The sequence below is a fragment of the Bacillus sp. DJP31 genome (genome assembly GCF_049310945.1).
Lineage (GTDB): Bacteria > Bacillota > Bacilli > Bacillales > SA4 > Bacillus_BS.
Window position 1 is genome coordinate 34,747 of sequence record NZ_JBMERO010000013.1, and the last position, 22,753, is coordinate 57,499.

24 protein-coding genes and 6 pseudogenes are annotated in these 22,753 nt (G+C 36.6%); 14 read left to right on the top strand and 16 right to left on the bottom strand.

The features are described from left to right. The first annotated feature begins 804 nt into the window (after nucleotides 1–804). Nucleotides 805–1,563, top strand: a complete 759-nt coding sequence (locus tag ACOI1C_RS13375; protein WP_422511018.1) for a hypothetical protein — start codon at nucleotides 805–807, stop codon at nucleotides 1,561–1,563. A 442-nt stretch (nucleotides 1,564–2,005) separates the two neighbouring features. Here ACOI1C_RS13375 and ACOI1C_RS13380 read toward each other — a convergent pair. The 4 genes and pseudogenes from ACOI1C_RS13380 to ACOI1C_RS13395 form a co-directional block, all read right to left on the bottom strand. Beyond that, nucleotides 2,006–2,526 (bottom strand): annotated as a pseudogene (locus tag ACOI1C_RS13380) (transposase); the annotation flags it as partial. 108 nt (nucleotides 2,527–2,634) lie between these two features. Continuing rightward, nucleotides 2,635–3,585 carry a type I pantothenate kinase gene (coaA, locus tag ACOI1C_RS13385; protein ID WP_422511019.1) on the bottom strand — a complete coding sequence of 317 codons (951 nt, stop codon included), beginning with the start codon at nucleotides 3,583–3,585 and terminating at the stop codon, nucleotides 2,635–2,637. A gap of 56 nt (nucleotides 3,586–3,641) precedes the next feature. Continuing rightward, entirely contained in the window at nucleotides 3,642–4,058 is a 417-nt protein-coding gene (locus tag ACOI1C_RS13390) for an HAD-IIIA family hydrolase (RefSeq protein ID WP_422511020.1), read from the bottom strand. 30 nt (nucleotides 4,059–4,088) lie between these two features. Beyond that, nucleotides 4,089–4,421, bottom strand: a pseudogene (locus ACOI1C_RS13395) (penicillin-binding protein); the annotation flags it as partial. A gap of 170 nt (nucleotides 4,422–4,591) precedes the next feature. Here ACOI1C_RS13395 and ACOI1C_RS13400 point away from each other — a divergent pair. Further along, nucleotides 4,592–4,882: a hypothetical protein gene (locus ACOI1C_RS13400; protein WP_422511021.1), complete on the top strand. Its 291-nt coding sequence runs from the start codon at nucleotides 4,592–4,594 to the stop codon at nucleotides 4,880–4,882. A 683-nt stretch (nucleotides 4,883–5,565) separates the two neighbouring features. Here the strand turns inward: ACOI1C_RS13400 and ACOI1C_RS13405 are convergent. From ACOI1C_RS13405 to ACOI1C_RS13420, 4 genes are all read right to left on the bottom strand, one after another. Next, nucleotides 5,566–6,126, bottom strand: a complete 561-nt coding sequence (locus ACOI1C_RS13405; RefSeq protein ID WP_422511022.1) for a hypothetical protein — start codon at nucleotides 6,124–6,126, stop codon at nucleotides 5,566–5,568. 51 nt (nucleotides 6,127–6,177) lie between these two features. After that, complete coding sequence (locus ACOI1C_RS13410) at nucleotides 6,178–6,558, bottom strand: hypothetical protein (protein ID WP_422511023.1); 381 nt, start codon at nucleotides 6,556–6,558, stop codon at nucleotides 6,178–6,180. Between the two features lie 134 nt (nucleotides 6,559–6,692). Beyond that, a complete protein-coding gene (locus ACOI1C_RS13415) occupies nucleotides 6,693–7,127 on the bottom strand; it encodes a hypothetical protein (protein ID WP_422511024.1) in 435 nt (144 codons plus the stop codon). A 124-nt stretch (nucleotides 7,128–7,251) separates the two neighbouring features. After that, nucleotides 7,252–7,386 (bottom strand): hypothetical protein, encoded by a 135-nt coding sequence (locus ACOI1C_RS13420; protein ID WP_422511025.1) that lies wholly within the window; start codon nucleotides 7,384–7,386, stop codon nucleotides 7,252–7,254. A gap of 154 nt (nucleotides 7,387–7,540) precedes the next feature. Here ACOI1C_RS13420 and ACOI1C_RS13425 point away from each other — a divergent pair, with 154 nt between their 5' ends. Both ACOI1C_RS13425 and ACOI1C_RS13430 read left to right on the top strand, forming a co-directional pair. Next, nucleotides 7,541–8,116 (top strand): ExeA family protein, encoded by a 576-nt coding sequence (locus ACOI1C_RS13425; RefSeq protein WP_422511026.1) that lies wholly within the window; start codon nucleotides 7,541–7,543, stop codon nucleotides 8,114–8,116. A 19-nt stretch (nucleotides 8,117–8,135) separates the two neighbouring features. After that, complete coding sequence (locus ACOI1C_RS13430) at nucleotides 8,136–8,303, top strand: hypothetical protein (protein WP_422511027.1); 168 nt, start codon at nucleotides 8,136–8,138, stop codon at nucleotides 8,301–8,303. A 555-nt stretch (nucleotides 8,304–8,858) separates the two neighbouring features. On the opposite strand, the pseudogene ACOI1C_RS13435 reads toward ACOI1C_RS13430, so the two are convergent. From ACOI1C_RS13435 to ACOI1C_RS13465, 7 genes and pseudogenes are all read right to left on the bottom strand, one after another. Beyond that, a pseudogene (locus ACOI1C_RS13435) lies at nucleotides 8,859–9,542 on the bottom strand (serine hydrolase domain-containing protein); the annotation flags it as partial. A 124-nt stretch (nucleotides 9,543–9,666) separates the two neighbouring features. After that, nucleotides 9,667–10,113: a hypothetical protein gene (locus ACOI1C_RS13440; protein WP_422511028.1), complete on the bottom strand. Its 447-nt coding sequence runs from the start codon at nucleotides 10,111–10,113 to the stop codon at nucleotides 9,667–9,669. Between the two features lie 210 nt (nucleotides 10,114–10,323). Further along, the gene (locus ACOI1C_RS13445; protein WP_422511029.1) at nucleotides 10,324–10,626 is read right to left on the bottom strand and encodes a coiled-coil domain-containing protein; all 303 of its coding nucleotides are present in this window, start codon (nucleotides 10,624–10,626) and stop codon (nucleotides 10,324–10,326) included. A gap of 271 nt (nucleotides 10,627–10,897) precedes the next feature. Continuing rightward, nucleotides 10,898–11,530 (bottom strand): APC family permease, encoded by a 633-nt coding sequence (locus ACOI1C_RS13450; protein ID WP_422511030.1) that lies wholly within the window; start codon nucleotides 11,528–11,530, stop codon nucleotides 10,898–10,900. 342 nt (nucleotides 11,531–11,872) lie between these two features. Then, a complete protein-coding gene (locus tag ACOI1C_RS13455) occupies nucleotides 11,873–12,841 on the bottom strand; it encodes a nuclease-related domain-containing protein (protein WP_422511031.1) in 969 nt (322 codons plus the stop codon). 544 nt (nucleotides 12,842–13,385) lie between these two features. Next, the gene (locus ACOI1C_RS13460; protein WP_422511032.1) at nucleotides 13,386–14,678 is read right to left on the bottom strand and encodes an MDR family MFS transporter; all 1,293 of its coding nucleotides are present in this window, start codon (nucleotides 14,676–14,678) and stop codon (nucleotides 13,386–13,388) included. Nucleotides 14,679–14,811: 133 nt separating this feature from the next. After that, nucleotides 14,812–15,087: pseudogene (locus tag ACOI1C_RS13465) on the bottom strand (cation:dicarboxylate symporter family transporter); the annotation flags it as partial. Between the two features lie 57 nt (nucleotides 15,088–15,144). Here ACOI1C_RS13465 and ACOI1C_RS13470 point away from each other — a divergent pair. The 10 genes and pseudogenes from ACOI1C_RS13470 to ACOI1C_RS13515 form a co-directional block, all read left to right on the top strand. Further along, nucleotides 15,145–15,291, top strand: a pseudogene (locus ACOI1C_RS13470) (hypothetical protein); the annotation flags it as partial. After that, nucleotides 15,275–15,577: a hypothetical protein gene (locus ACOI1C_RS13475; RefSeq protein WP_422511033.1), complete on the top strand. Its 303-nt coding sequence runs from the start codon at nucleotides 15,275–15,277 to the stop codon at nucleotides 15,575–15,577. The pseudogene ACOI1C_RS13470 and the gene ACOI1C_RS13475, both read left to right, overlap by 17 nt. 244 nt (nucleotides 15,578–15,821) lie before the next feature. Then, nucleotides 15,822–16,166 (top strand): ArsR/SmtB family transcription factor, encoded by a 345-nt coding sequence (locus tag ACOI1C_RS13480; RefSeq protein ID WP_422511080.1) that lies wholly within the window; start codon nucleotides 15,822–15,824, stop codon nucleotides 16,164–16,166. Nucleotides 16,167–16,180: 14 nt separating this feature from the next. Further along, the gene (locus tag ACOI1C_RS13485; protein WP_422511034.1) at nucleotides 16,181–17,476 is read left to right on the top strand and encodes an arsenic transporter; all 1,296 of its coding nucleotides are present in this window, start codon (nucleotides 16,181–16,183) and stop codon (nucleotides 17,474–17,476) included. Between the two features lie 18 nt (nucleotides 17,477–17,494). Beyond that, nucleotides 17,495–17,896, top strand: a pseudogene (arsC, locus tag ACOI1C_RS13490) (arsenate reductase (thioredoxin)); the annotation flags it as partial. A 24-nt stretch (nucleotides 17,897–17,920) separates the two neighbouring features. Next, nucleotides 17,921–18,205, top strand: a complete 285-nt coding sequence (locus tag ACOI1C_RS13495; RefSeq protein ID WP_422511081.1) for a helix-turn-helix domain-containing protein — start codon at nucleotides 17,921–17,923, stop codon at nucleotides 18,203–18,205. Between the two features lie 30 nt (nucleotides 18,206–18,235). Beyond that, a complete protein-coding gene (gene arsC, locus ACOI1C_RS13500; RefSeq protein ID WP_422511035.1) occupies nucleotides 18,236–18,655 on the top strand; it encodes an arsenate reductase (thioredoxin) in 420 nt (139 codons plus the stop codon). A 193-nt stretch (nucleotides 18,656–18,848) separates the two neighbouring features. Further along, the gene (gene arsD / locus ACOI1C_RS13505) at nucleotides 18,849–19,196 is read left to right on the top strand and encodes an arsenite efflux transporter metallochaperone ArsD (RefSeq protein ID WP_422511036.1); all 348 of its coding nucleotides are present in this window, start codon (nucleotides 18,849–18,851) and stop codon (nucleotides 19,194–19,196) included. A 20-nt stretch (nucleotides 19,197–19,216) separates the two neighbouring features. Next, nucleotides 19,217–20,998: an arsenical pump-driving ATPase gene (gene arsA / locus ACOI1C_RS13510; RefSeq protein WP_422511037.1), complete on the top strand. Its 1,782-nt coding sequence runs from the start codon at nucleotides 19,217–19,219 to the stop codon at nucleotides 20,996–20,998. A gap of 20 nt (nucleotides 20,999–21,018) precedes the next feature. Continuing rightward, nucleotides 21,019–21,447 carry a protein-tyrosine phosphatase family protein gene (locus ACOI1C_RS13515; protein WP_422511038.1) on the top strand — a complete coding sequence of 143 codons (429 nt, stop codon included), beginning with the start codon at nucleotides 21,019–21,021 and terminating at the stop codon, nucleotides 21,445–21,447. 438 nt (nucleotides 21,448–21,885) lie between these two features. Here the strand turns inward: ACOI1C_RS13515 and ACOI1C_RS13520 are convergent, their stop codons facing one another. Beyond that, nucleotides 21,886–22,728 carry a hypothetical protein gene (locus ACOI1C_RS13520; protein WP_422511039.1) on the bottom strand — a complete coding sequence of 281 codons (843 nt, stop codon included), beginning with the start codon at nucleotides 22,726–22,728 and terminating at the stop codon, nucleotides 21,886–21,888. Nucleotides 22,729–22,753 lie beyond the last annotated feature (25 nt).

Sequence of the window (22,753 nt, forward strand, 5' to 3'; positions counted from 1 at the left end):
AATAATTGCTCCTTATTATTTATACGCTGTCCCTCAGTCCAAACTATAAATATTGTTTTCAAAAAGAATACTCTCTTTCCACCTTACAATACGAACCTTATAATCCCAATACCAACTATCTTTCCCTTTCTGTTGAGCTGTTAGATGCTTCGTATTCACTTTCCAATTTTGGATTGCTTCTAAGGCGTCCCAGGAGGAAACCGTGATTCCAAAGCTATCAATAATTTCTAGCAATCTCGAATATGGATTTAAAATAAATTTTGATCGTAAATTCTGTATTAATTCATTCAGGGTTTTTCTTTATGTCTCTTGTTTATATTGTTTAAACTCCGGAATGTTGTCCATTAAAGGGATCACTAAGCATTCCAATAGATCGTTAAATATCAGGTTTAAAAAGTCCACCCCTCAGTATTTATTTTGGTACTTTTTTATTGCAAAATACAAAAATAGATATAATACGAAATATATCATTATAACACTCTGTTTAGAATTTGTTTATTGGGAAAATGACATGTAATATATATGGATTAAACAGTGTTTTTGGGTGCAATTTTCCCAATACCTTTTTCCGAATATTGGTATATAATAATTATGTAATCTATTAATTAAAAATAAATTAGGGAGGAAATTCAATAAAAGAATGCCTTTTTTTTTTTAACAAAAATTACTTTCGTCGCAACTCTGCTCCCCCTTGCAACATAGGTGAGCATAAATTCAAAATAGAGGGAGTGGTATAAATCTGTATATAATACAAATTTGCTATTTTAATTAACGGACAAACTATTTTTGAAAGGGATGTAGATTATGAAAAAGGGAATATCTTTGTTATTGTTTTTAATATTTACAATAAGTTTCGGACAAGTTAGTTTTGCTATTGGCAGTGATGATCCAAATCACTTTGATCAAATAATAGATAACCCAACTCCTAAAAATGCTAAGGAAGAAATAATTTTTGATAATAGTTTTAGAGATACTGATAAAAATAAAAATTCTAAGGGGAAAATTAATAAAGAAAGCGGTAGTATTCTACCCCAAGTAGTTGTTGATTGTGGATATGATTGTGGGGGATCCTATAGTGATCCAGCTAATATTCCAACTAATACAGTAGACCTTTATAATATCCCACTTGAATATGCAATAATAAATGGAGAGTTAATAATTTTAAAACGTCCGGATTTACATTATTATACTCAAAATGCAACTCAGAGCTGGTTTAATATGGTCACAGGTTACTCTGCTAAAACAATGGCAAATGGCTTTGGAACCTTCGTTACTTATAAAGGGGTTAGTAAAATCCCATATGTCGCAAGATTATTCGATAAATATAATAATCCTGCACCATATAATTATGGTGACTATGCTAAGACAGGTTCATCGGCTATGATCCAATATAACACTCCATTTTGGGGGAAGATAGTTTCAGCAGCAGTACCATCAACTGGGACAAAGACAGTATTAGTATATGTTAGTACTACTGGGGCAAATTATTCATGGCATAGACGAATTAGTTTTGATTTAAAACCTGATGGTTCTATTACAATAAGAAAAGTTTGGGTCAATTAATACTCGTTTCTGCTAGAAGGGGCGGTATCATTTAACTATTTTTCTTTATTGTTATCATTACTGTGGGGGTATGAATTTGAATTTTATGAGTCTTTATACTATCATAACTGGTTTGATTGTGTTTGAGATTTTAATGTATTTTTTTGAAAAAAGAAATCTATCATTTAAACTACGTTTAACTAGAGTAATAATAGCATCCCTTATTATTTTTATAGTGCAAGAAATAGTAAAATTAATTTTGTGATGCTAGAAATGGTCACTATCAGGCGACTTAAAAACCTAGGGTCATAGAAATTAATAGGTTTCCACCATTTTTCATTTACTTTATTCTAATATTTATTAATTTTTTAGATTATTAGAAAGTCAAATGAATCTTATTAATTAAAGAACATTTAAGTAGTTAACAAGTAGACTTCAACAAAACTGGGCCGCGATTGTTGAACAACGCTCCCTTTTTCCCTTGAACGGGTGCAGCTAAACGATAGAGTTCCTTTAAACTCACACGCTCCCCTTCTACAAGGTAACGTTGCTTTAAATTCTTAACCATGCCAATGACATCAAGTCCTTGTTCTTTGATGCTTTTAATAAGTGGTTGAGAGGTAAACCAAGTATCCATTAGTACATAAGAGGCATCAACTCCAGTGTTCAAAGCACGTCGAATCATATCAGGAATTTGTTCTGGTACAGATTGTAGAGCTTCATGGCGGCGCTTGTTACCAGAGCTACGCTTATCTACCTTTGTAGATATTCCGTTGATCTGACTATTTTTTGAGCTCAATAAAGAAAAGTCCACGGGCATGAAAGTAGCGCAATCAGACCAACCGAGCCTAAGCATGTGAAACCCTTTGTAGAAACGCATTTTTTTGAGAAGCATGATCAAAACAACGAGCGAGTAACTCAACCGTTTTACTGCGATTTTCGATCATACGAGGAGTCTAAAATCAATACTTTCGGGCGATCGTGGTTCTCGTTAAATTCCAATGGAAGCGTTTTATTCATATACACTTTCTCCTTAACTAGTTTGTGAGATGTTTCACAATGATAATTTAGTGACCAGAGATTTATCCACTCCTACATTTTTCTAATTTTAATTTGAGACACTGAATGGTTCAGATCCTTTTTCAGAATTATATCAGCACGGTTTATTGTCGGCTTAATGTTAACTCGTAGATTCTTTTTATTAATCTTGGTCCATATATCTGATGCTAGATCTTCCGCCTCTTTTTCAGATAGATTGGCGAATTTTTTAAAATAAGATTCTGGATCGGTGAACGCGGTTTCTCTAAGCTTATTGAAACGTTCTACGTACCAACGATATATATCCGTTTCTGCTGCATCTACATAGATAGATAGATCAAAGAAATCAGATACATATACACTTGAGAGGTTTTTATCATTATTCTTCGGTGTTTGTAAAACATTGATCCCCTCTACAATCACGATATCTGGTTTGTTCACTTCTAAGAAAGTATCAGGAAGTATGTCGTAAACTAAATGTGAATAAACTGGTGCTTTAACTTTAGATCCCCCCGATTTTAGTCTTGCTAAAAAGTTTATCAACTTTTTTATGTCATAGCTTTCAGGAAATCCTTTCTTCTCCATCAGCCCCTTTTGTTGTAGAACAGAGTTTGGATATAGGAATCCATCTGTTGTAACCAAATCTACTTTGGGATGATTGGGCCAACGAGACAAAAGGGCTTGAATAATTCTTGCCGTCGTACTCTTCCCTACTGCAACACTACCTGCTATTCCAATAATATAAGGTACTTTACGAGTATTCTTTCCCAAAAATGTGTCTGTCACAGAATGAAGCTGTTGAGAAGCACTTATGTAAAGGTTTAGAAGGCGGGTCAGTGGTAAATAAACCTCTGAAACTTCCTGCATTGACAACTTATCATTTAGTCCTTTCAACTCTTCAACTTCATCGTGAGATAAGGTTAATGGAGTATTGTAACGTAAGTCAGCCCATTCTTCTTTTGTGAAAAAAAGATATGGCGAGTATTTAGAGTTTGGAACATCCATGTTGTTTCCTCAACTTTCAATTTTTCAATCAATTTATATTTTTTGGCCAAATGAGCTTATGTACGATTATTATACTCTATATCATTAACAATCCATGTAATTGCCTCTACTAAATCTTTCGCTATATAATTGGGTTCAACTTCTGACCACGTATGTCGGAATTTTGCCAAAGAGGATTCCCCCCAGCCCGTCCTCACCAGGACCATTTTTGCTCCGACTTTCGAAGCAGCCATCATATCCGAACTCCCTGTATCACCAACCACATAACATTTACTAAGATCTAAATTATGCTCTTTCTGAGCTTTAAGTAATAACCCTATATTCGGTTTATGACACTCACATTTATCATCTGGCTGATGAGGACAATAAAAGATTCTATTTAGAAAGGCTTGGTTCTCAGATAATGTTTCTTCCATCAAGCTAAAACCCTCTAGTAACTGTTGAATTGTATGTTCAAATTGTTTTAAGTTCACTATGTTCACCCCTTGATTTGACTTTTGTATTTACCTTGCAAATGTATCCGCTACTAAATTACTAAACTCTCTCAAATAATATAAATAGTTATCATTACCATAGTTATACCTTTTGTTATATATCTTCGCGACAACAACATTGTGTTCTGGGATAATTAACAAGGTAGGTCCAGTGACACCTAAGATTTGATAGGATCCTTTTGGTACTCTCTCTCCCATCTCGCTTTTGGCCTTGGGAGTACCTTGAACATACCAAAATAACCCATTGTCTGGTAGGCTCTTATCCATATATAAAGGACTATGTATTTGAGTAGCAAGTTCTATAACTTCCTTGGGAACAATTTGGTTTCCATTTGCAAATCCTCTTGAACGATGACAATAAAAGCCTTAAAAGACAATAAAACACTTAAAAGAAATTTACAATAAAAGGTTTAAAAACAAACATAAAAATACAACATCATGCATATTTATTCACACCTTGTCTATACTAAATACGACTTAGGTGTGTTTTTTTATAGGAGGGATTGATAAATATGTCTAGATTTAATTATGAACTAACAATCGAAAAGATAGAAAAATTTAAAAAGGAGGCTAGAGGTGAGGGAGAACTGGGAGACTATAAACCATGGATTACGGTAAGAGACCTCTCTTCAGATGGAAGAAGTAGTCGAGAATTTGGGGTTAAAGCCAAGAGAGAGATTCATCTTTTATCAGATTTAGAAAGGTATTTCTTTTATATAACAGAATGGGATGACAGAGTAGTAGATATTCGAGAGCAGTTTCCAATTCTAGAAAGATCAAAGACTATGGAAATTTTTAAATAAACGAACTTTAGAAAAACTGATAATAGAGAAATATTACTTTGAGTCAATAGGAATTGAATGGGCTGTTATTACTGAAAAAGAGATTATTAGAAATGCAAGATTGGAGAATATACAGATTCCAAGGTGTTTTCGATAAACTAAATTATTTTCTTTAGGTACGTAAATCGATCTTTTCCAACTAGTAAAAGTAAGATCAAAATCTATTTATAGATTTTGAATTTTTCTGTTCTCATTCTCACGTAAAAATTGTAAGGCTTATAAGTAATTGATCCAGAGTGGTTGAATCAAAGTCAATCATACTAATCAATCTAGAGTTTTCCTGTGGCTTTATAGGGGTGCCGCCAACATTGGTCAATTATCTTAACTACGACGTGAGAACTATTGGAGTAACAATGGTTCTCATGTCATTTACATATATCCGATGTGAATTTTATTGAACATGTGTAGATTTGAAATAAAGTTTGAAAAATAATAATAAAGTTCGATAATTTAAAAAAAGATTGATAATTTATAATAAATTTTGATAAAAAATAACCTCTTAGGTACTGCTAAAGAGGTTATCTAAAATAGTTTGATGAAAATGTACAGAGGCAAGCTGTGGTGGTAAAACCAAGTTTATCTGTACTTCAGTAAAGAAGATAAGAATCGTATTCGTGTGATAGAAATTGCCCATTCCCAATAGTTTACTTTGTATTTGTAGTACTTCTTTTGAATCTAAGGCCTAACAGTGTTCCAACAAGTACTCCTGCAACAAAAATACCATAAGTATTCCCGTTGAAAAACAAGGTGTTCGTGTACTGATTAATCATACTTCCTCTATACCCTTCTTCGAATGGATTATATGGATGACCTTCTAAAGCACTTAATATACATGAAACATACGTTACTTGCAATACAATTCCGATTACAAGTAAGGCAATTCCATACATGATATGCTTTTTTAGATCAGCTAACGGTTGCTGCTGAAAGCCTCGATAAATTCCTTTACTCCATAAGAATAACTGGATAAGAAAGCTTGGAATTAGGAAGATTAGAACAATGAGACCTAAATTTCCATTACCAGAAACCGCTCCATTTGGGCGTGGCTTGAAGGTAACTAAATCTATCAAGAAGAATAGTAAAACACTTACAACAAGAAGAACAATAAACGTTGTAAATAAAGACTTTTTAAAATCAGATTTAATAAACTTATACGCGATAAACAAAGCATAGATTAAAACAAGAATTAAAAAGATATAGCTCATGACCAAATCCTCCTTTGCTTTGATTTATTCAGTACAAAAATATTATCTTCTTTAATATCTGTTATTTACTAATCCCATTTCCATATCATCGTTGTTATCGTTCCAGTTTAACCAAATGGTTCCCGTATTAGTAGATCCTCCATCTGGATCTTTAATTGCAAACTTCGCAACACTTCCGTGATCATATCCAATACCAGCTACAAAATGATAATTCACATAAGTACCTTCTCTTATCCAAAAATCAAATCGTAACCCGACCGGTTTGTTATTATTAATGTTGTCTTTGTAATGCTGATAGTAACCATAAGCTCTATATGTCCATGTATCCCATTTGTTGTTGTTTGCATAATTTTCCTCTAAATGCTTGTTTAATCCTGAAATATATTGGGTTATTGAAGTTCCATAGGAAGCAGTACCTAGGTCGCTATACATATGATTGATAAATGACCCCACGCTACTATAGTTTGAAGTCCCGTTTACATTAAAGCCCTGACCTTTTAAGAGGGTGTTCAAAAAGTCCGGCAAAAATAGCTTCAAATTTCTTCGTCAGCTCGTCTCTCCGCTCCTCACGTATACAAAACATACGCTCCGGTGCTCAAGACTTCGCTTCCTCGAACTTCTTTGCTCTTTTTGTCCTCCTTTTTGAACAGACTCTTTAAGTAATTAGATACCATCGCTGCGGTTGCTGGACCACATGCAGAATCGGGATTGTTTACTCCTGAACTTCTTTGCCATAATCGAGTTACTCCTAGAACTTTATAGGTGGTAGCAGCTGTAGTAAATTGATTTGATGGGTCATAAGATAGTAGATTGTCCCATTCTTCCTTATGATTTATATCTTTCTTTACCCTTGGAATCTCTTTTTTTTGAAGTTTTTCATATTCTTGAGAAAGTTTTTTATTTTCCTTCTCAAGGTCTTTTAACCAATTAGATTTCTTCTTGTTAAATTTCTCGTATACCTCATTACTATCTTTTCCATAAAGGAATTGGAGTGGACCCAAATAATAAAGCTTTTTGCCTTCATCTAAAAGGTATTCGAATTCAGAATCAAGAACTCCTTCTCCGTGTTGGAGGATAGGGGAAAGATCTGTTGTAGCTGAGACTAGGATATGATTTGTGTTTCCTTCAAAGTTCGTTTAACGCTGCTTGTTTAGCAACATCCAAACTGACTCCTTCAACAGCTTGGACACTTTGCAAAGGGCTGAAGCTCAAACTAGTTAACAAGACTGCAACAAAAAATAAAAAGTAATACTTTTTCAACTAAATTCCTCCTTTTTTTTTACATATTTTTATAATTCTACTTAATTTACCATAATACTCTAATAATTCGGTAAAATACCGTTAACTTTTTCAATTTTAGAAGTTGTAATTTGTTGTAGAAGGACCTAATTATTATCGAACTAAATACCGATATTTGTATTTATGTGATTCAGCGCTAACACCAAAATTATTTTATCGAGAAGTATTACAGAACTTTGGCATTCAACCCGCCTTCAGATCAACAGAGGTGAAACGTCAATATCAGTCATTGATGATAGATATCTATGAGAATGAGAGAAAAACGCCTGTCATTGTCATTGATGAAGCCCATCACTTCTCAGAACCGATGTTGCAAGAATTACGATTTATTCTCAATTTCAAGGAAGACTCTATGTCTCCTCTTTCTCTTATTGTAGTGGGACAACCAAGTTTACGTAACCAGTTGAAAGTGAAGCACCTTGAGGCAATTGATCAGAGAATACAGATGAGGTTTCAGGTGACGGGGCTGACGGAAGGAGAAACGAAAACATATATTCAACATCAATTAAAGGTAGTAGAAACTCCACATGAAATCTTCTCTGAGGAGGCAATTCAAGCCATTTACAACTTCAGTCAAGGGGTGCCTAGAAAGATCAATACTCTATGTAGCCAAAGCCTGTTAGATGCATTTCTTCAAGGGAAAAAGATTGTAGGTGAATCGCATGTTCACCGTGTAATCAATGAACTGTAGAAAAGATGGAGCATCGGAGATGGTAAAAAGATTGCGAGATTATAAGAAACAGCTACAAGAGGGAATTTGTGAAATGGAAGCTACGGTTGATCGACTAAGGCAAGACATAAATGAGTTATTAATCAAAAGAGATGCATTACAAGAGCTAAATGAGATTCTAGAAGAAGAATTACGGAGCTTCTTTTAGGATTTTCAGTTGTCAATTTAACTGTCTAAACTTATGGCCAGTGGCTTTGTATGTGACTGAATATCACTAGCTATGTCAATGCCACTGGCTAAAGATACGACAAGAAAGGGACTGCGGACAGCGTAGAACCTTCATCCGCTCTTTGTTCTCCTATATCAAAATTCATAGATGGAACAGGAGTAATGACAGATGTAGTTTGTGCATTCTGGTTACTAATAGTTGCATAAAAACTATATAATAATTGACCGGATTGCGGAAGAAATGCTTGGGAAAAGCATCTTTATATAAACTTGACCTGCATAACACCAATAATTCATGTTCAAATGATACTTTTGATTAAACCTTTATTAAGAGCTACAGGTGAAGGAGTTCAATTTTAGATATGTGAATATTTATGCAAAGGGGTTTAGTGATTGTCTATAAACTTTTTAAATATTGTATTGTAAATTTTGTATATGTAAATTGAAAAAACTAAGACGACTATTGTATTATTATAATAGATAAAGCTGATCAATAAATAGATTTTGGATAAAGTTTCTAAATGTTTTATTGTAACAAAACACCTCTATTCAAATGAAGGTTTCCCCAGTCCGCAAATTCTCTTGTCGACACAAATAGGTTTGAGTCCATACCGTTATTAGTGGTACCTAATTTTGATGTTCTAGGTTGCTTTGGGTCATTGATCACTTTCACAAGGTTGTCATTGTCTTCTGTTTGCCAGGTACTTTCCTTGAAATTCAACGGGTTAAATATCCTTTCCTTTAATAACTCCGAAAAGTTCTTGTTATATATCCTTTGAAAGAGCTTGGTCATCAATTCAACATTAATCCCTCTGTAAGCCCAGCCTTCTCCAGGCTCAAACTCTCTATACATGTTTCCCTTCTCATCTTCGTTGAGTCCATGAGAGTGTGTGACAAGATGTCGCAATGTTGTCTTCCTAAGTAACTCACTGTCCAAATCGGTAAAGTAATCTGTAACACAATCATCGATACTATTAATCTTTCCTTCATAGAGGGCGTAAGCTACTGCCAAACCTAAATAACTCTTTCTAGCTGAAGCCACATTGAACTGTGAATTCGCATCTATCAATCTCGAATTCCCTGAATTAGAATGATTCCCACTGTAATGCTCTAAAACGACACGATTATCTTTAAGGACCAGCAATCCCGCTGCAGAACTATGATTTTGTTCCTTTATATCCTCAACCCATGAAATTAACTTCTGATATTTACCATTCATTTTTTTCTCCTTCTCAACAATCTTTTCTTTTGATTACGATGTTTAACCAGTAAAAAAGAAAAGATCAAATTCTGTTTCGATCTCTCTTTAAGGAAATCATCAATTTGGTTGCATTGATGTAAGCTTAGCTAATATCGCTTCCCCACAAACTGTTTAAAAGAATCATATATAATGTGAACACTATAGAGATGATGATAAATATAATAGGTAGGAACTTGAATTGATTTATTTTTCTAAGGGTTACAACATAGACTGCAAAAGCGATGAATGTAACAATATAGAATACTGTGAAAAGGCCATATTCAGTAAATGGTCCTAAAAATAGGCCCAGGACTGAGAATTGGATTAGAAAAGCCAGAATGGAGATTGATGCCCACCTTAAGTCTGTCTTTGTTCTACTAACACTTATAACTGACAAAATCATTGAACTCACAATTATTACGACCAAAAGCCATTCATATAGGAAAAAAAATGATTCGTTATGCACCGTAAAGAGATACCCAATTATTGAAAGAGGTATTACTGCAAGTAATAAAAAGGCATTTATTTTTATGTAATTACTTTCCGCCATTTTTTTCCTACTCTCTTTATCTATTTTATTTTATTGTATGATTTTACCACAAAAACAATAATATACCCGACAAAAGGTGCCTGTCACCATCTGCTTAAGCAGATGGGACGGACACCTTTTAAAAGGAAATATTTAATGAGTGTAATCTTGGTGATTGGTATTTTGAGGAGAACAAGAGGATCGATTTCTAGTGAGCTTGAGATGTGGCTATTACACGAATCCCATTGACTTTTTAATGGTGTAAATATCCTTTTCATTGTCCCATTGCTTTTGTGCTAATAAATCAATATGACCATTTAGCTTATCCAATTTATTATTCATTTCGTTTTGCCCAAGCTCAAGGTTGTCTAGTTTCTCTTCAAGTTTGTCTACTTTCTGTTCAAGCTTGTCTACTTTCTGTTCAAGCTTGTCTACTTTCTGTTCAAGCTTGTCTACTTTCTGAACCAAAACACCAACAGTTTCCTTAATCTCAAGCATTACATGTAATAACTTATCAAAACGTACATCAGTCATGTCCATCCCCCTCTCTTATTTAATACTTTTCATTATACAATAAATGAGCAATTATGCATAAGCTTTAAGTGCATTTCCATTATTTTACCAATTCATTAGTATACTCTGTGAATTCGAAATCCCATTCAATTATTTAGTTCTCACAAGCAAAACAAGGATTTCTCCTTGTTTTAAGAATGATTCGATATTTGCTTTTCGTAATCTAAGCAAATGACCATTGTGATTAAAGAACCGCGAAGCATGGTTTTGGGTAATTCTTTTTGAGCATTCTTCATTTTCCTCCAGCCTGGGCAATTTGCTCAAATCCAAAGTAAGCAAAAAATAAACTCGGTAAAATACTTAAAAAACCTTCAAATCCAAATGGAAATAGTATTTCATAGTTGCCCATGTCAACAAAAAATAGACCAGGAACAACTAAAACAACGATTGCAATAAACAAAATGACGGTCATGATCAACTGAATTTGCCCGAACCATTTCACACCCGTAACATTTAAAATAAAGAAAAATAATAAAAGTGCAGACGCTAATACTAATGGTTGATCGAATCCTATCAAACTAGCAAGAAAATCCCCAAAGGATATGGAAATGACCGCCATGACACCAAGCAAGGCAATATATTGAAACCACATGAATATGAATCCTGCAAAATAGCTCTTGAACGTTCGACTTATATGAATGTACGCTCCACCAGGACTATTTCCAAGTGGAGTGCTTAAATAAACGAGGTATGCGAGTGCAGATGCTAGTAACATGGGCAGTAGTACAATGTAACCTAGTGGTACAGACGGACCGGCAATCCCGCCCACTTCTCCTGTCACAACAAATATTCCAGAACCAATCATTCCGCCAATCATTATGGCATAGCCATGCCACTTGTTTAACCCTCTTTGTAACCCCTTCATGATGTTCACTCCTTTGATAATATCGCTTAAAAAACTAAAAAAACCTCCCCATCCCAAATATTATACATGGGACGAAGAGATTCTCCGCGGTACCACCCTATTTAATAGACTTATAGCCTATTCAATTCATTTTACTGTAGCATTTCACTGTAGTGGAATTTCACTCTTCTCTTCCCAGAATTCTCACCGACCATCCAGTCTCTATTTGCTGTAAATGAGGAGCTACTATGTTGCAAGCTAAAGGTATATTATTACTTAGACGCTTTTAAGCGTTAAAGTAATTTAGTGTAGAATTTATATTAATAGGGGTCGCTCAATAAGTCAAGTAGGATTATATATCAATTATATAAACTGCGACAAGTCATATCGCCTTCCCTTGTTTTCACCTGTATAGGGCAGACTCATAGATGATAATAATTTAGTAGCAACTGCTTGGGACTTAATATGCAGGAATTCCCTTGCCTCCTTATTTGATATGGATGAGTCTAGTAACAATGCGATATCCTTGAGACCTGAATAATGCGCATCCTTTGAGGTGCTATTACATGCTATACAATGCCAGCTACCGCTCAACCTTTTCAATCCCAGTTGCTTGCAATGGGGACAATGAATTCCTGTAATGATATCTTTCCTAGTAAGCTGATATTTCTCAAGAATATCTAGCAGTAGAGGCTCATGCTTCTTTAAAAGCAGACGCGATAGTTTTTTCAACTCTTTTAATGATAGAATTTCATCACGATGGATCTGTTCAAATTGAGTTAGTTTGAGCGGAAGTTTTCCGCTATGAATGACTTTTTTGGAGACTAAATGTGGTTTACTTGCGGCTTTTATAATGGAGCTTGGATTACTAATCACAACTAAAGATTCTATTGGGATGCTTGGAAGGTTCTGAGAAACTAACCAATACTTCAATTGTGTGGTTTGTCTTTCAACTTGTAAAATGGGATCAGGGAAGCCTTCTTCTATTCCATCTAGGATTCGGATTAGTTGATTAAATTCAGGATCGAAAATAAGGATTCCTTTTAGATTCTTAATTTCGAGGATTTGGATGAAGGACGTGGTTAGGAGCAACGTGTCGATTTGAAAATAGTTCTTGCCATCAAAGAGGCGCATGTTGTGTAGAATGAGGTACTTTTCCTCTGGTAGAAAACTTAAATGGAAATCTGTCGCCTTCTCCCCATAATATCCTGCATTCTCTCGTAATAATCTCTCAAAGATAATTTGATATTTCGGATGAACCTTAGAGATTCTGCTACTTAAAGCTTCAATTTGTTGAATGTGGATGGGTTTTTCACGTTTTTTTACTATCAAACTGCCACTCCTTTCTGTTGTCATCAGATAATTCAGCATGTGATAGTGGAATTCCTGCTAATTCTGATAAGTATATTAAGTTTCCTCAATTACATTCCGCTGCAAATTTAGGATATCAATCAGAATTCTCATATATCAATCGATGTCAGCATATATCAACTGATTTGACCTATATATCAATCAAATTTCAAATATATCAACCAGAATCAATCACTTATCAATATTTATCCATTTTTCCCCACACAAAAGGTACCCAGACACCTATCCGCGCGCGCCACAGTTCCAACACAACAGAAAAAAAGGTGCAGGGGGCACCCCGTTTAACCCAGGCATAGCCAGTGTTCTGAAAAAGAACAAAAGGCGCAAGCACCCCGTTTTGCCCCGACAAGCAAATGTTCCTTCAAGAAAAAAAGGGTGCTTTTCCCTTTTATTCTTGAAGGGTTATTTGAGCTCGAGGGGCTGGGTGCTGGAGCCAGATTCAGATGCACTATCCCATATAAATATCGATATTCAAAAAAGCCCCCTACACTTAGGAGGCCCTCCATTAAACCGACACTTTCTCGCCAACCACTTGCTCTTTCTGCTTCTCAAACTGGTGATACATCACATAGTAGATCACTGCACTCAACACACACAACACCGCGAGACTAATAAACGTCCAATCATATCCCCACCATAAAGATAGTGAGATAGAAAGGGGTGCTAGTGTTCGGCCAAGCGTAAATCGCAGGCTCGCCGCTGCAAAGTATTGCCCTCTCATATCCTCTGGGGACAGCTTCGAAACAAAGCTCTGCTGAATTCCAACAACCATAATTTCAGCAAATGTGAAAAGTACCATCGCTGCTAACAGAACCCAGATCCACGTTGTTTGGCCAAATAAGAAAATCCCTGCACCATAGAGCAAAGCTGACGCAATAAACACATCACGCTCTCTAAATCTATCTGCCTGTTTCGTAATAAAAACAGTAAGCAGAGCCACCATAAATCCATTAAACGCAATAATTAAGCCCAATGCTTGTTCCCCACCAAGCACTAGCTTCCACTCGCCAAAGGCAAGCAGCGTTTGTAGTGGCACTAATTCTTTTGTATAAACCGCCATTAACAAGTCTAACTGCATAAAGGTTTGAGCACCAAGAACTCCAGCAATGATAAACAAAAGAAACGTTCGATCTTGAATAATCACTTTATAATCAGCAATCTGTTTCGCGATTGCTCCATACCACGTTTCTTTCTCAGAAGTTTTAACCCTAAGCTTCTGCAATCCAGGTGCTGTTTCTTTTATAAGCTTATGCAATAAAAATCCTAAAACAACACTAGTCAAACCCGCCACTAGTAGTAATTCAAAACGGTGCTGAAAGAAGAAGATCCCTCCAATTACTGGACCGAACACCACGGCAATATTGATCGCTGTGTAAAACATGGCAAAAACCGAGCTGCGGTCTTTCTCTTCGACGACATCTGCGACCATTGCCTGACTTGCCGGCCAATATAACGATCCAAATACACCATTCAGTGTAAAACATATAAAACTAATCATCGGTGAGTCTAACCATACCGAATTTGCCATCGCAAAAACCAAAAACGAAAGACCTTGCCCATATGAAGCTACTACCATCATGCGTTTGCGCCCGAAATGATCGGCACAGTAGCCACCTACCAAATTAGCTAGAACTCCAAAAACCTGTGAAAAAACTAATAATAAACCAGCTGTAACCTTACCAAATTCATCTGCGAAATAAATCGCCATGAACGGAAAGAACATCCAGAAAAGGACATTTACAAAAAACTCACCATATAATCGGACCTTTAAATTAGTATCCCAATCTCTTAATCTCATATTAATAACCTCTTTGCTGTAATTTTAAGCATAAAGAGATTATAAGGGATACCCTCCCGTTTTGATACATAAACATAATTCAAGCTTATCTTCAAATAAAAAACGGGTGGAAAGTTTCCCACCCGCCCTCCTATTAAGCATCTATACTTTGTTTTGGCTCTAAATATACAGCCGTATCTAATTCACCTGTTACTTTACTCGTTAGAACACCCGCTGTCATACTTCCACTAACATTAAGGGCAGTACGGCCCATGTCGATCAGTGGCTCAACAGAGATTAATAGGCCAGCTAACGCTACTGGTAGATCCATAGCAGCTAAAACAATTATAGCTGCAAATGTTGCGCCTCCGCCTACACCCGCTACTCCGAATGAACTAATGGCAACCACGACAATCAATGTTAGGATGAACAAGTCTATCAGGTATGGTTACTTGAAGATGGTAAACCTTATCGTGCTGGTTCATTTGTACCTAACGAAGATGGTATCGGAATGGTAACGTATCAAATGGACAATCTATCAGAGCTCGATTGGGATACAGTCGCGATTACATTAGAACCAGACATTAACAGTGAAACTCCTCTAGGGGAGATCTTACTTGCGGCGGGATTGTAATCCTGTTCAAAAGCAAGGGAAGGTAATGAAGGACTTTATTTTGGCACAAGAAGGGTTACACGATGCGTTACTTGCATGCGTTGGAATGTGTGCAAATAGGCTAATAGTAGTTCATCAACATGCATTTTTAAGCTTTCTTCCAATGCTGAGGCATGCTGGTGTTGATACGGTTGGAGCCGACATTGAATGTGAATGCTCATTTGCACTTACTACTCCAACTGTTGGAATTAATAGCGATAGACTAAGTGGAATTGCGATTAGTGATTTTTTGAAATTCATTTTGTAAAACTCCCTTTCTGATTTTGGATTGTTTTATTTGTTTTTACATATAGGCTAACGAGGTGTTTATTTATTTGGATCACTTTTTTTAAAAAAGGTTTTAAATATCTTTTAATACTTGGTTTTTTTGAGAGACTATTATATGAAGAAACACGTTCTTTACAAACTATTAATAAAAGGATCATTGCAAAAAGGATATAATCGTTTTATTATATAAGTAGATTATTATATAGTTATTAGGAGGTGGACATATAGTGGAATCAAAGGTGGATTTAGAGAAAGTCTCGTCGATTTTAAAGCTGTTAGGGGATAAAACAAGATTAACGATGATTAAGCTTTTAGATTCAAATGACTGCTGTGTATGTGAATTTGTAGAAATCTTCAAAACGAGTCAACCGGCAATCAGCCAGCATCTCCGCAAAGTAAAGGATGCTGGAATTGTACAGGAAGCAAGAAAAGGACAATGGATTATGTACTCCTTAAATAAGGATAGTGAGTATTATCCTCTTGTAAAAGAGATCCTGGGCTTCTTACCCGATCAAGACTTCAAACTAAAAGAATTAGAAGCTCAAGGTTTACGAATTTCCTGTGAGTAATTAGGAGGGACAACATGATATCAACTATATTGGCTATCGTCATATTTTTAGTAACACTTGTACTTGTCATCTGGCAGCCAAAAGGTCTATCCATTGGTTGGTCAGCATGTGGAGGAGCATTACTTGCCCTTTTAGTAGGGGTGGTTTCCTTACAGGATGTGGTAGACGTAACAGGAATCGTTTGGAACGCCACATTAACATTTATCGCACTCATCATTATTTCTCTGATTCTTGATGAAATTGGATTCTTTGAATGGTCTGCCTTACACATGGCTCGCTATGCTGGTGGGAACGGAATTAAAATGTTCTTACTCGTGACTGTTCTTGGTTCGGTTGTGGCTGCCTTCTTTGCAAACGACGGAGCAGCACTAATTCTGACACCTATCGTTCTGGCAATGGTAAGAGCCTTGAAGTTTAAAGATCAAATGATCCTACCTTTTATTATGGCAAGTGGATTCATTGCAGACACGACCTCGCTTCCTTTTGTCGTAAGTAACTTAGTGAACATTGTTTCTGCAGACTTTTTCAATATCGGTTTTGTTGAATATGCAAGCAGAATGATCGTACCCAACATGTTCTCTTTAGCAGCAAGTATCCTAGTGCTTTTCCTATTTTTCAGAAAAGACATTCCTACAAAATACAATGTATCAGACTTAAAAGAACCAAAAGAAGCCATCAAGGATCACAAGATGTTTAAGCTCTCTTGGTTTGTTCTATCAGCCTTATTGATTGGATATTTTGCAAGTGAATTTGCAGGAATTCCCGTTTCGTTTATAGCGGGTGTGATCGCCATTATCTTCTTATTTATCGCTAGAAGCAGCTCCGCTGTGGATACGAAAACTGTATTAAAAGGTGCACCCTGGGCCATCGTGTTTTTCTCGATTGGTATGTACGTAGTAGTATATGGACTTCGAAATGAAGGATTAACAACAATTCTGGCAGATCTAATTCAGCTAGCAGCCGATCAAGGATTATTTGTAGCTACGATTTCAATGGGCTTTATTGCTGCCATTCTATCATCGTTTATGAATAACATGCCAACTGTGATGATTGACGCTCTTGCGATTGCTGAAACCGATACAACCGGCGTGATCCGTGAAGCATTAATCTATTCAAATATTATCGGATCTGACTTAGGACCAAAAATCACACCAATTGGTTCACTTGCAACTCTACTTTGGTTACATGTCTTATCAACAAAAGGTGTCAAAATATCATGGGGTTACTATTTTAAGGTAGGAATTGTCCTGACAGTCCCAACACTTCTAATCACACTCATCGGCTTATATCTATGGTTACTCATTTTATAAAATTGGGAGCGTGTGAACATGTCGAAGCCATCCATCTATTTCTTATGTACGGGTAACTCATGCAGAAGTCAAATGGCCGAAGGATTTGCGAAAAAGTATCTAGGTAATGATTACGACATCTTCAGTGCAGGTATTGAAGCGAAGGGTGTAAATCGGGAGGCTATCCAAGTCATGAAGGAGGCTGGATTGGATATCTCCACTCAAACATCTGACACGGTAACGGCAAGCCTTTTAACCGGAGCTGATTATGTCATAACCCTTTGTAAGGATGCAAAAGAGAGATGTCCAATCTCAATCCCGCGTTCTAAACATTACCATTGGGGATTTGATGATCCAGCTAAATTTATTGGGAGTGACGAGGAAACACTAGAAGAGTTCAGACGTGTACGAGATGAAATTGAAGATTCAATTTTACGATTCTATGGTGGAGATGCAGGCATTGCCATTAGTCTAACTGAAAAGAATCTAGATGACCTCAAACGACGAGAAGATTTTGGTCAAACCATTCGACTTCTTCGTGAAAAAATGGAACTAAGTACTCAGGAGTTAGCCACTGAATTACAAGTAACAACGGATTATCTATTAAAAACAGAGCAAAACACAACATCACCTTCAAAATTTTTCATCCATCATTTAGCAAGAGCTCTTGGGATGAGTTATGAAGATTTAGTAGATTCCCTCTATTATGTAGATTCAAATAGTATTGACACTCTCTTAAAAAACAACTAATACACCACCAAGTAAAGGGGCCAAATGATTATGTCAAAAAAAATGATTTATTTCTTATGTACTGGAAACTCATGTAGAAGCCAAATGGCTGAAGGCTGGGCAAAGAAACACTTAGGTAATGAGTGGGATGTTTATAGTGCAGGCTTAGAAGCACATGGCTTAAACCCAAATGCAGTCAAGGCAATGAATGAAGCTAATATTGATATTTCTACACAAACCTCTGATGTCATTGATCCAGTGCTTTTAAATAAAGCAGATTTAGTAGTTACTCTATGTGGGCATGCCGCTGACCATTGTCCGGTTACGCCTCCACATGTAAAAAAGGTTCACTGGGGGTTTGATGACCCTGCTAAGGCTGAAGGAACAGATGAAGAAAAATGGGCATTCTTCCAGCGTGTACGTGACGAAATTGGCGAGCGTATTGAACGCTTTTCGAAAACTGGAGAATGAGAATAAAGGTCGAGAGTTGATTTCTCTCGACTTTTTCACTATTGATTACTGCTCATGGTGAAAAATGGAAGTCTTATGTCACACGGGCACCTAACCGGGCCTTTTGATTACCGTTCTTTCCAAATATGAGACTCAACTAGCGCCAATATGCGGTAATTACGAATTTTGAATATATCTTATGGGGGAATCCTACATGACAAAACTAGAGATTTTTGATCCAGCTATGTGCTGTCCGACAGGTGTGTGTGGTCCAAGTGTAGATCCGGAGCTAACTAGAGTTTCATCTACACTCTTTATCCTGGAGAAAAAAGGACTTGATATAGCACGGTATAACTTAGCAAGTGATCCAGCTAAATTTGTAGAGAACACAGTTATAAATGCTCTTTTGCATGAAAAAGGACCTGATTCACTGCCTGCTGTTGTATTAAACGGAGAAATTGTCAAAATAGGGATCTACCCAACAAACCAAGAGCTAGCAGATTGGTTTGAATTAGACATTGCACAGCTTTCTCAAAAAGAATCCAAAACAAGACTCATCTAAATTTGAAAGGGGGATTTACTGTGTTTCAAACTTTTCATCCATCAAAAATTGATACAACACCCTTTCTCTTTTTCACAGGTAAGGGCGGAGTTGGCAAAACATCAACTGCATGTGCTACAGCTGTATCGTTTGCAGATCGCGGTAAGAAAGTTTTACTTGTTAGTACAGACCCAGCTTCGAATTTACAAGATGTGTTTAACATCGAAATAAGCAATCAACCTATGGAGATTCCTCAGGTTAAGAATCTGTATGCATGTAACCTTGATCCTGAAGAAGCCGCCGCTGCCTACCGCGAAAGAGTCGTGGGACCATTTCGAGGTAAACTTCCTGATTCAGTTGTTTCCACAATGGAGGAGCAAATGTCCGGTGCCTGTACCGTTGAGATTGCGGCCTTTGATGAGTTCACCAATTTATTAGCAAATGAGCAAATAATAAAAGAGTATGACCACATTATCTTTGATACAGCTCCAACTGGACATACCTTGCGACTTCTCCAGCTCCCCACTGCATGGAGTGGATTTTTAGAAGAAAACTCACATGGTGCATCCTGCCTTGGTCCCTTAGCTGGTCTAGCCGGCAAAAAAGAACTGTACGCTGAAACGATGAGAGCTTTATCTAATCCAAAGCAGACAACTTTAGTTCTTGTAACCAGACCCGAGAAATCTTCTTTGTACGAAGCACAGAGAGCATCCACAGAATTAAAAGAAATAGGTATTGCGAATCAATGCCTCATTGTAAATGGATTACTTCAAGACTTTGTAGAACATGATAAGGTTTCAGAAGCTTTCTATGCTCGGCAAAGGTCTGCACTTGCAAACAAGCCCGTTGGATTAAATGAAGTTACAACCTACTCTCTACCTTTCGTTTCTTTTCCGTTAACTGGCATTTCAAATCTCAGGGATCTTTTCAGTGAAAATCTCATCCCAGCAGAGTCAGAATCAGTATCCGAAATTACGCTAAACAAAGATACCTTTTCAACCCTAGAATCGATGGTATCTGCCTTCTCTTCAAATGGCACTCGCATTATTTTCACAATGGGTAAGGGCGGAGTTGGAAAAACGACGGTTGCTTCAATGATAGCAGTCGGACTCGTAGAAAAGGGACATAAGGTACATTTAACAACAACTGACCCGGCTAGCCATCTCGATTTATTGTTTGAGGAAACAAGATTAAATGACAACTTATCGATTAGTCGAGTGGATCCCGCTCATGAAGTAGAGCTATATAAAGCTGAAGTTTTATCAACTGCGATGGAGCATGTAGATGAAGAAGGTCTTGCCTATTTAAAAGAGGATTTAAACTCTCCGTGTACAGAAGAAATTGCCGTGTTTCGTGCATTTGCCAAAATCGTTGAGCGATCCCTTGAAGAAATTGTTGTCATTGACACCGCACCAACCGGGCATACTCTACTCTTGTTAGATGCAGCACAGTCCTATCATAAAGAAGTAGCTCGTTCAACGGGTGAAGTCCCAGCAAGTGTACAAAATCTTTTACCTAGGCTACGTAATCCGAAGGAAACAAGCGTTGTGATCGTCACTTTAGCCGAAGCCACTCCAGTGCTCGAGGCAAAAAGACTGCAAGAGGATTTAAAACGTGCCGAAATCGTTCCATTGTGGTGGGTTATTAACCAAAGTCTTTTTTCTACAGATACGATTGACCCTGTTTTAAAAGGGCGAGCAGCTGCTGAAAGGCAGTGGATTCAAACTGTATCTCAGGAATTAGCCGATAACTGTGCCATTATCCCTTGTCTTGCTGAAGAAATTACTGGCTATGAGAAGCTAAAGAGGGCAGTAGAAAATTAGAGAAAGAAGGTGTGACTTATATGGTGAAAAACTATCATGAATTAATAAAAGGTCGTATTTTCATTGGTGGTGCCGATGACATTGATGCTTTATTGAGTAACGAAAGAATAGATACCGTTTATGATTTACGAGCAGAGGCAACACCTGGAGAGTATTCATATAACCGTGTTCATCTTCCCATCGTAGATGATGCAGATCAGCAAGATGACTCCGTAAAACAAGCAATAAATGAGGTAATCAATCAATATAATGATGGGAAAAATGTATATTTCCACTGCTCAGGTGGAAAAAACCGGACAGGTACTGTGGCTATCGGCAGTCTCCTTGAATTAGGAATAGCAAACAGCGTTGATGAAGCGGAAAACCAGGCTATAGCAATTCGTCCTGTTATAAAGGTGAAACCTGAAATGAAGCAAACTTTAGGACGTTTATTTCCAAAACAGATATAATAGACAAAAAAGGGGGAAACACGATGATTATTACAGAAGAAGCAAATATAAAAATACTCGAGATCCTAAAAGAGCATAAAGCTGAAGGTATACGAGTATTCTTTGCAGGCTTTGGCTGAGGCAGCCCAAAAATTGGACTGGCTCTGGATGAGCCTGAAGCAGATGATGAAATTAGAACCGTCAATGGTGTAAGAGTTTCAATTGACAACAAAATTCTTGAGATGGCTAAAAATATGACATTAGATTTAAAAGATGGCGAGCTTGTTTTTGCAGGATTGCCTGAGTCTGAATGCTGTTAATGAAGAAACAAGCATGCCCACTTACAAAGGGCATGCTTGTTTTTTTCAATAAAGCTTTTTTTCAATGACAATACATAATTTTACATAAGTAGCATATCTTTCAATATCCTAGTTGCTTATCAGAATACATGCCACTTTCCTATTTAATGAATTCCTTCTTACTTATTTTTTGAATCATGGATTGGCTGTGCTCACCAACAAGTAACATCAACAAATGGAGCGGCAGAAAAGCATACACATTCCAGTTCTTCATTCGTAAAATACCTAATTTTAGAATGGCCTGATCACAGATATGCATGATAACCACACCTAGTATCTTCCATTTTCCTTTCATAAAGAGGGTACTGATGGTTCCAATCATACTTAATAGGAAAGTATAGATTGGGCCAGTCAAATAGTCATCTCTGTATTTATTTCGGACAAAGCCCGTTTGGAACAGAAACTTTTTAAAAACAGTTGTAAGGATAAAATATGTATTCGTATAAATTGTCCAGTAACAAAAGAACAATGTTCCTTTTTTTATACCATCTACATTCCTCTGCAAGCCATTCCACCATTTTTGTACGATCCAAAAGTACATGGGGATTAGGGTAAGTGTATAAGTTGTCCTCCAAGTTATATTCTTAAAGACTCCTAAAAAGATAAATAGCCGCTCCACTAAAGAGAATGCAATTCCTGCAATAATTCGACCTCTCCATCCATACTGAAAGGAAGCCAGAAAAGTGGCCTTGATTGGGACAAAAACAGCTTGAGAAAGAATGCCCCCAAATACCGAGTCTTGCCACTTATTCTTGAACACCTTGGGATAATACATATACATCTTAAAAACATTGAGGACAAAATATTCAAATACAAAGGCAATGCTAATGCTACTCAACAATAGTATCCACACATTTTGTTTCTTTTTATAAAATAATGTATAGCCTAATAATATAAGATGCAATAGGGTTAAAATGACAAATGGAATCGTTTTTTTCTTCATATCTACTCACCCTTAGGTCAATGTA

Excerpts from the sequence above, each read along its gene's own strand:
- ACOI1C_RS13375 (WP_422511018.1), top strand. The coding sequence starts at position 805 with ATGAAAAAGGGAATATCTTTGTTATTGTTTTTAATATTTACAATAAGT.
- coaA (WP_422511019.1), bottom strand. The coding sequence starts at position 3,585 with ATGGATGTTCCAAACTCTAAATACTCGCCATATCTTTTTTTCACAAAA.
- ACOI1C_RS13400 (WP_422511021.1), top strand. The coding sequence starts at position 4,592 with ATGTCTAGATTTAATTATGAACTAACAATCGAAAAGATAGAAAAATTT.
- ACOI1C_RS13405 (WP_422511022.1), bottom strand. The coding sequence starts at position 6,126 with ATGAGCTATATCTTTTTAATTCTTGTTTTAATCTATGCTTTGTTTATC.
- ACOI1C_RS13410 (WP_422511023.1), bottom strand. The coding sequence starts at position 6,558 with ATGTATAGCGACCTAGGTACTGCTTCCTATGGAACTTCAATAACCCAA.
- ACOI1C_RS13430 (WP_422511027.1), top strand. The coding sequence starts at position 8,136 with ATGGTAAAAAGATTGCGAGATTATAAGAAACAGCTACAAGAGGGAATT.
- ACOI1C_RS13440 (WP_422511028.1), bottom strand. The coding sequence starts at position 10,113 with ATGGCGGAAAGTAATTACATAAAAATAAATGCCTTTTTATTACTTGCA.
- ACOI1C_RS13445 (WP_422511029.1), bottom strand. The coding sequence starts at position 10,626 with ATGACTGATGTACGTTTTGATAAGTTATTACATGTAATGCTTGAGATT.
- ACOI1C_RS13450 (WP_422511030.1), bottom strand. The coding sequence starts at position 11,530 with ATGAAGGGGTTACAAAGAGGGTTAAACAAGTGGCATGGCTATGCCATA.
- ACOI1C_RS13460 (WP_422511032.1), bottom strand. The coding sequence starts at position 14,678 with ATGAGATTAAGAGATTGGGATACTAATTTAAAGGTCCGATTATATGGT.
- ACOI1C_RS13485 (WP_422511034.1), top strand. The coding sequence starts at position 16,181 with ATGATATCAACTATATTGGCTATCGTCATATTTTTAGTAACACTTGTA.
- arsC (WP_422511035.1), top strand. The coding sequence starts at position 18,236 with ATGTCAAAAAAAATGATTTATTTCTTATGTACTGGAAACTCATGTAGA.
- arsD (WP_422511036.1), top strand. The coding sequence starts at position 18,849 with ATGACAAAACTAGAGATTTTTGATCCAGCTATGTGCTGTCCGACAGGT.
- ACOI1C_RS13515 (WP_422511038.1), top strand. The coding sequence starts at position 21,019 with ATGGTGAAAAACTATCATGAATTAATAAAAGGTCGTATTTTCATTGGT.
- ACOI1C_RS13520 (WP_422511039.1), bottom strand. The coding sequence starts at position 22,728 with ATGAAGAAAAAAACGATTCCATTTGTCATTTTAACCCTATTGCATCTT.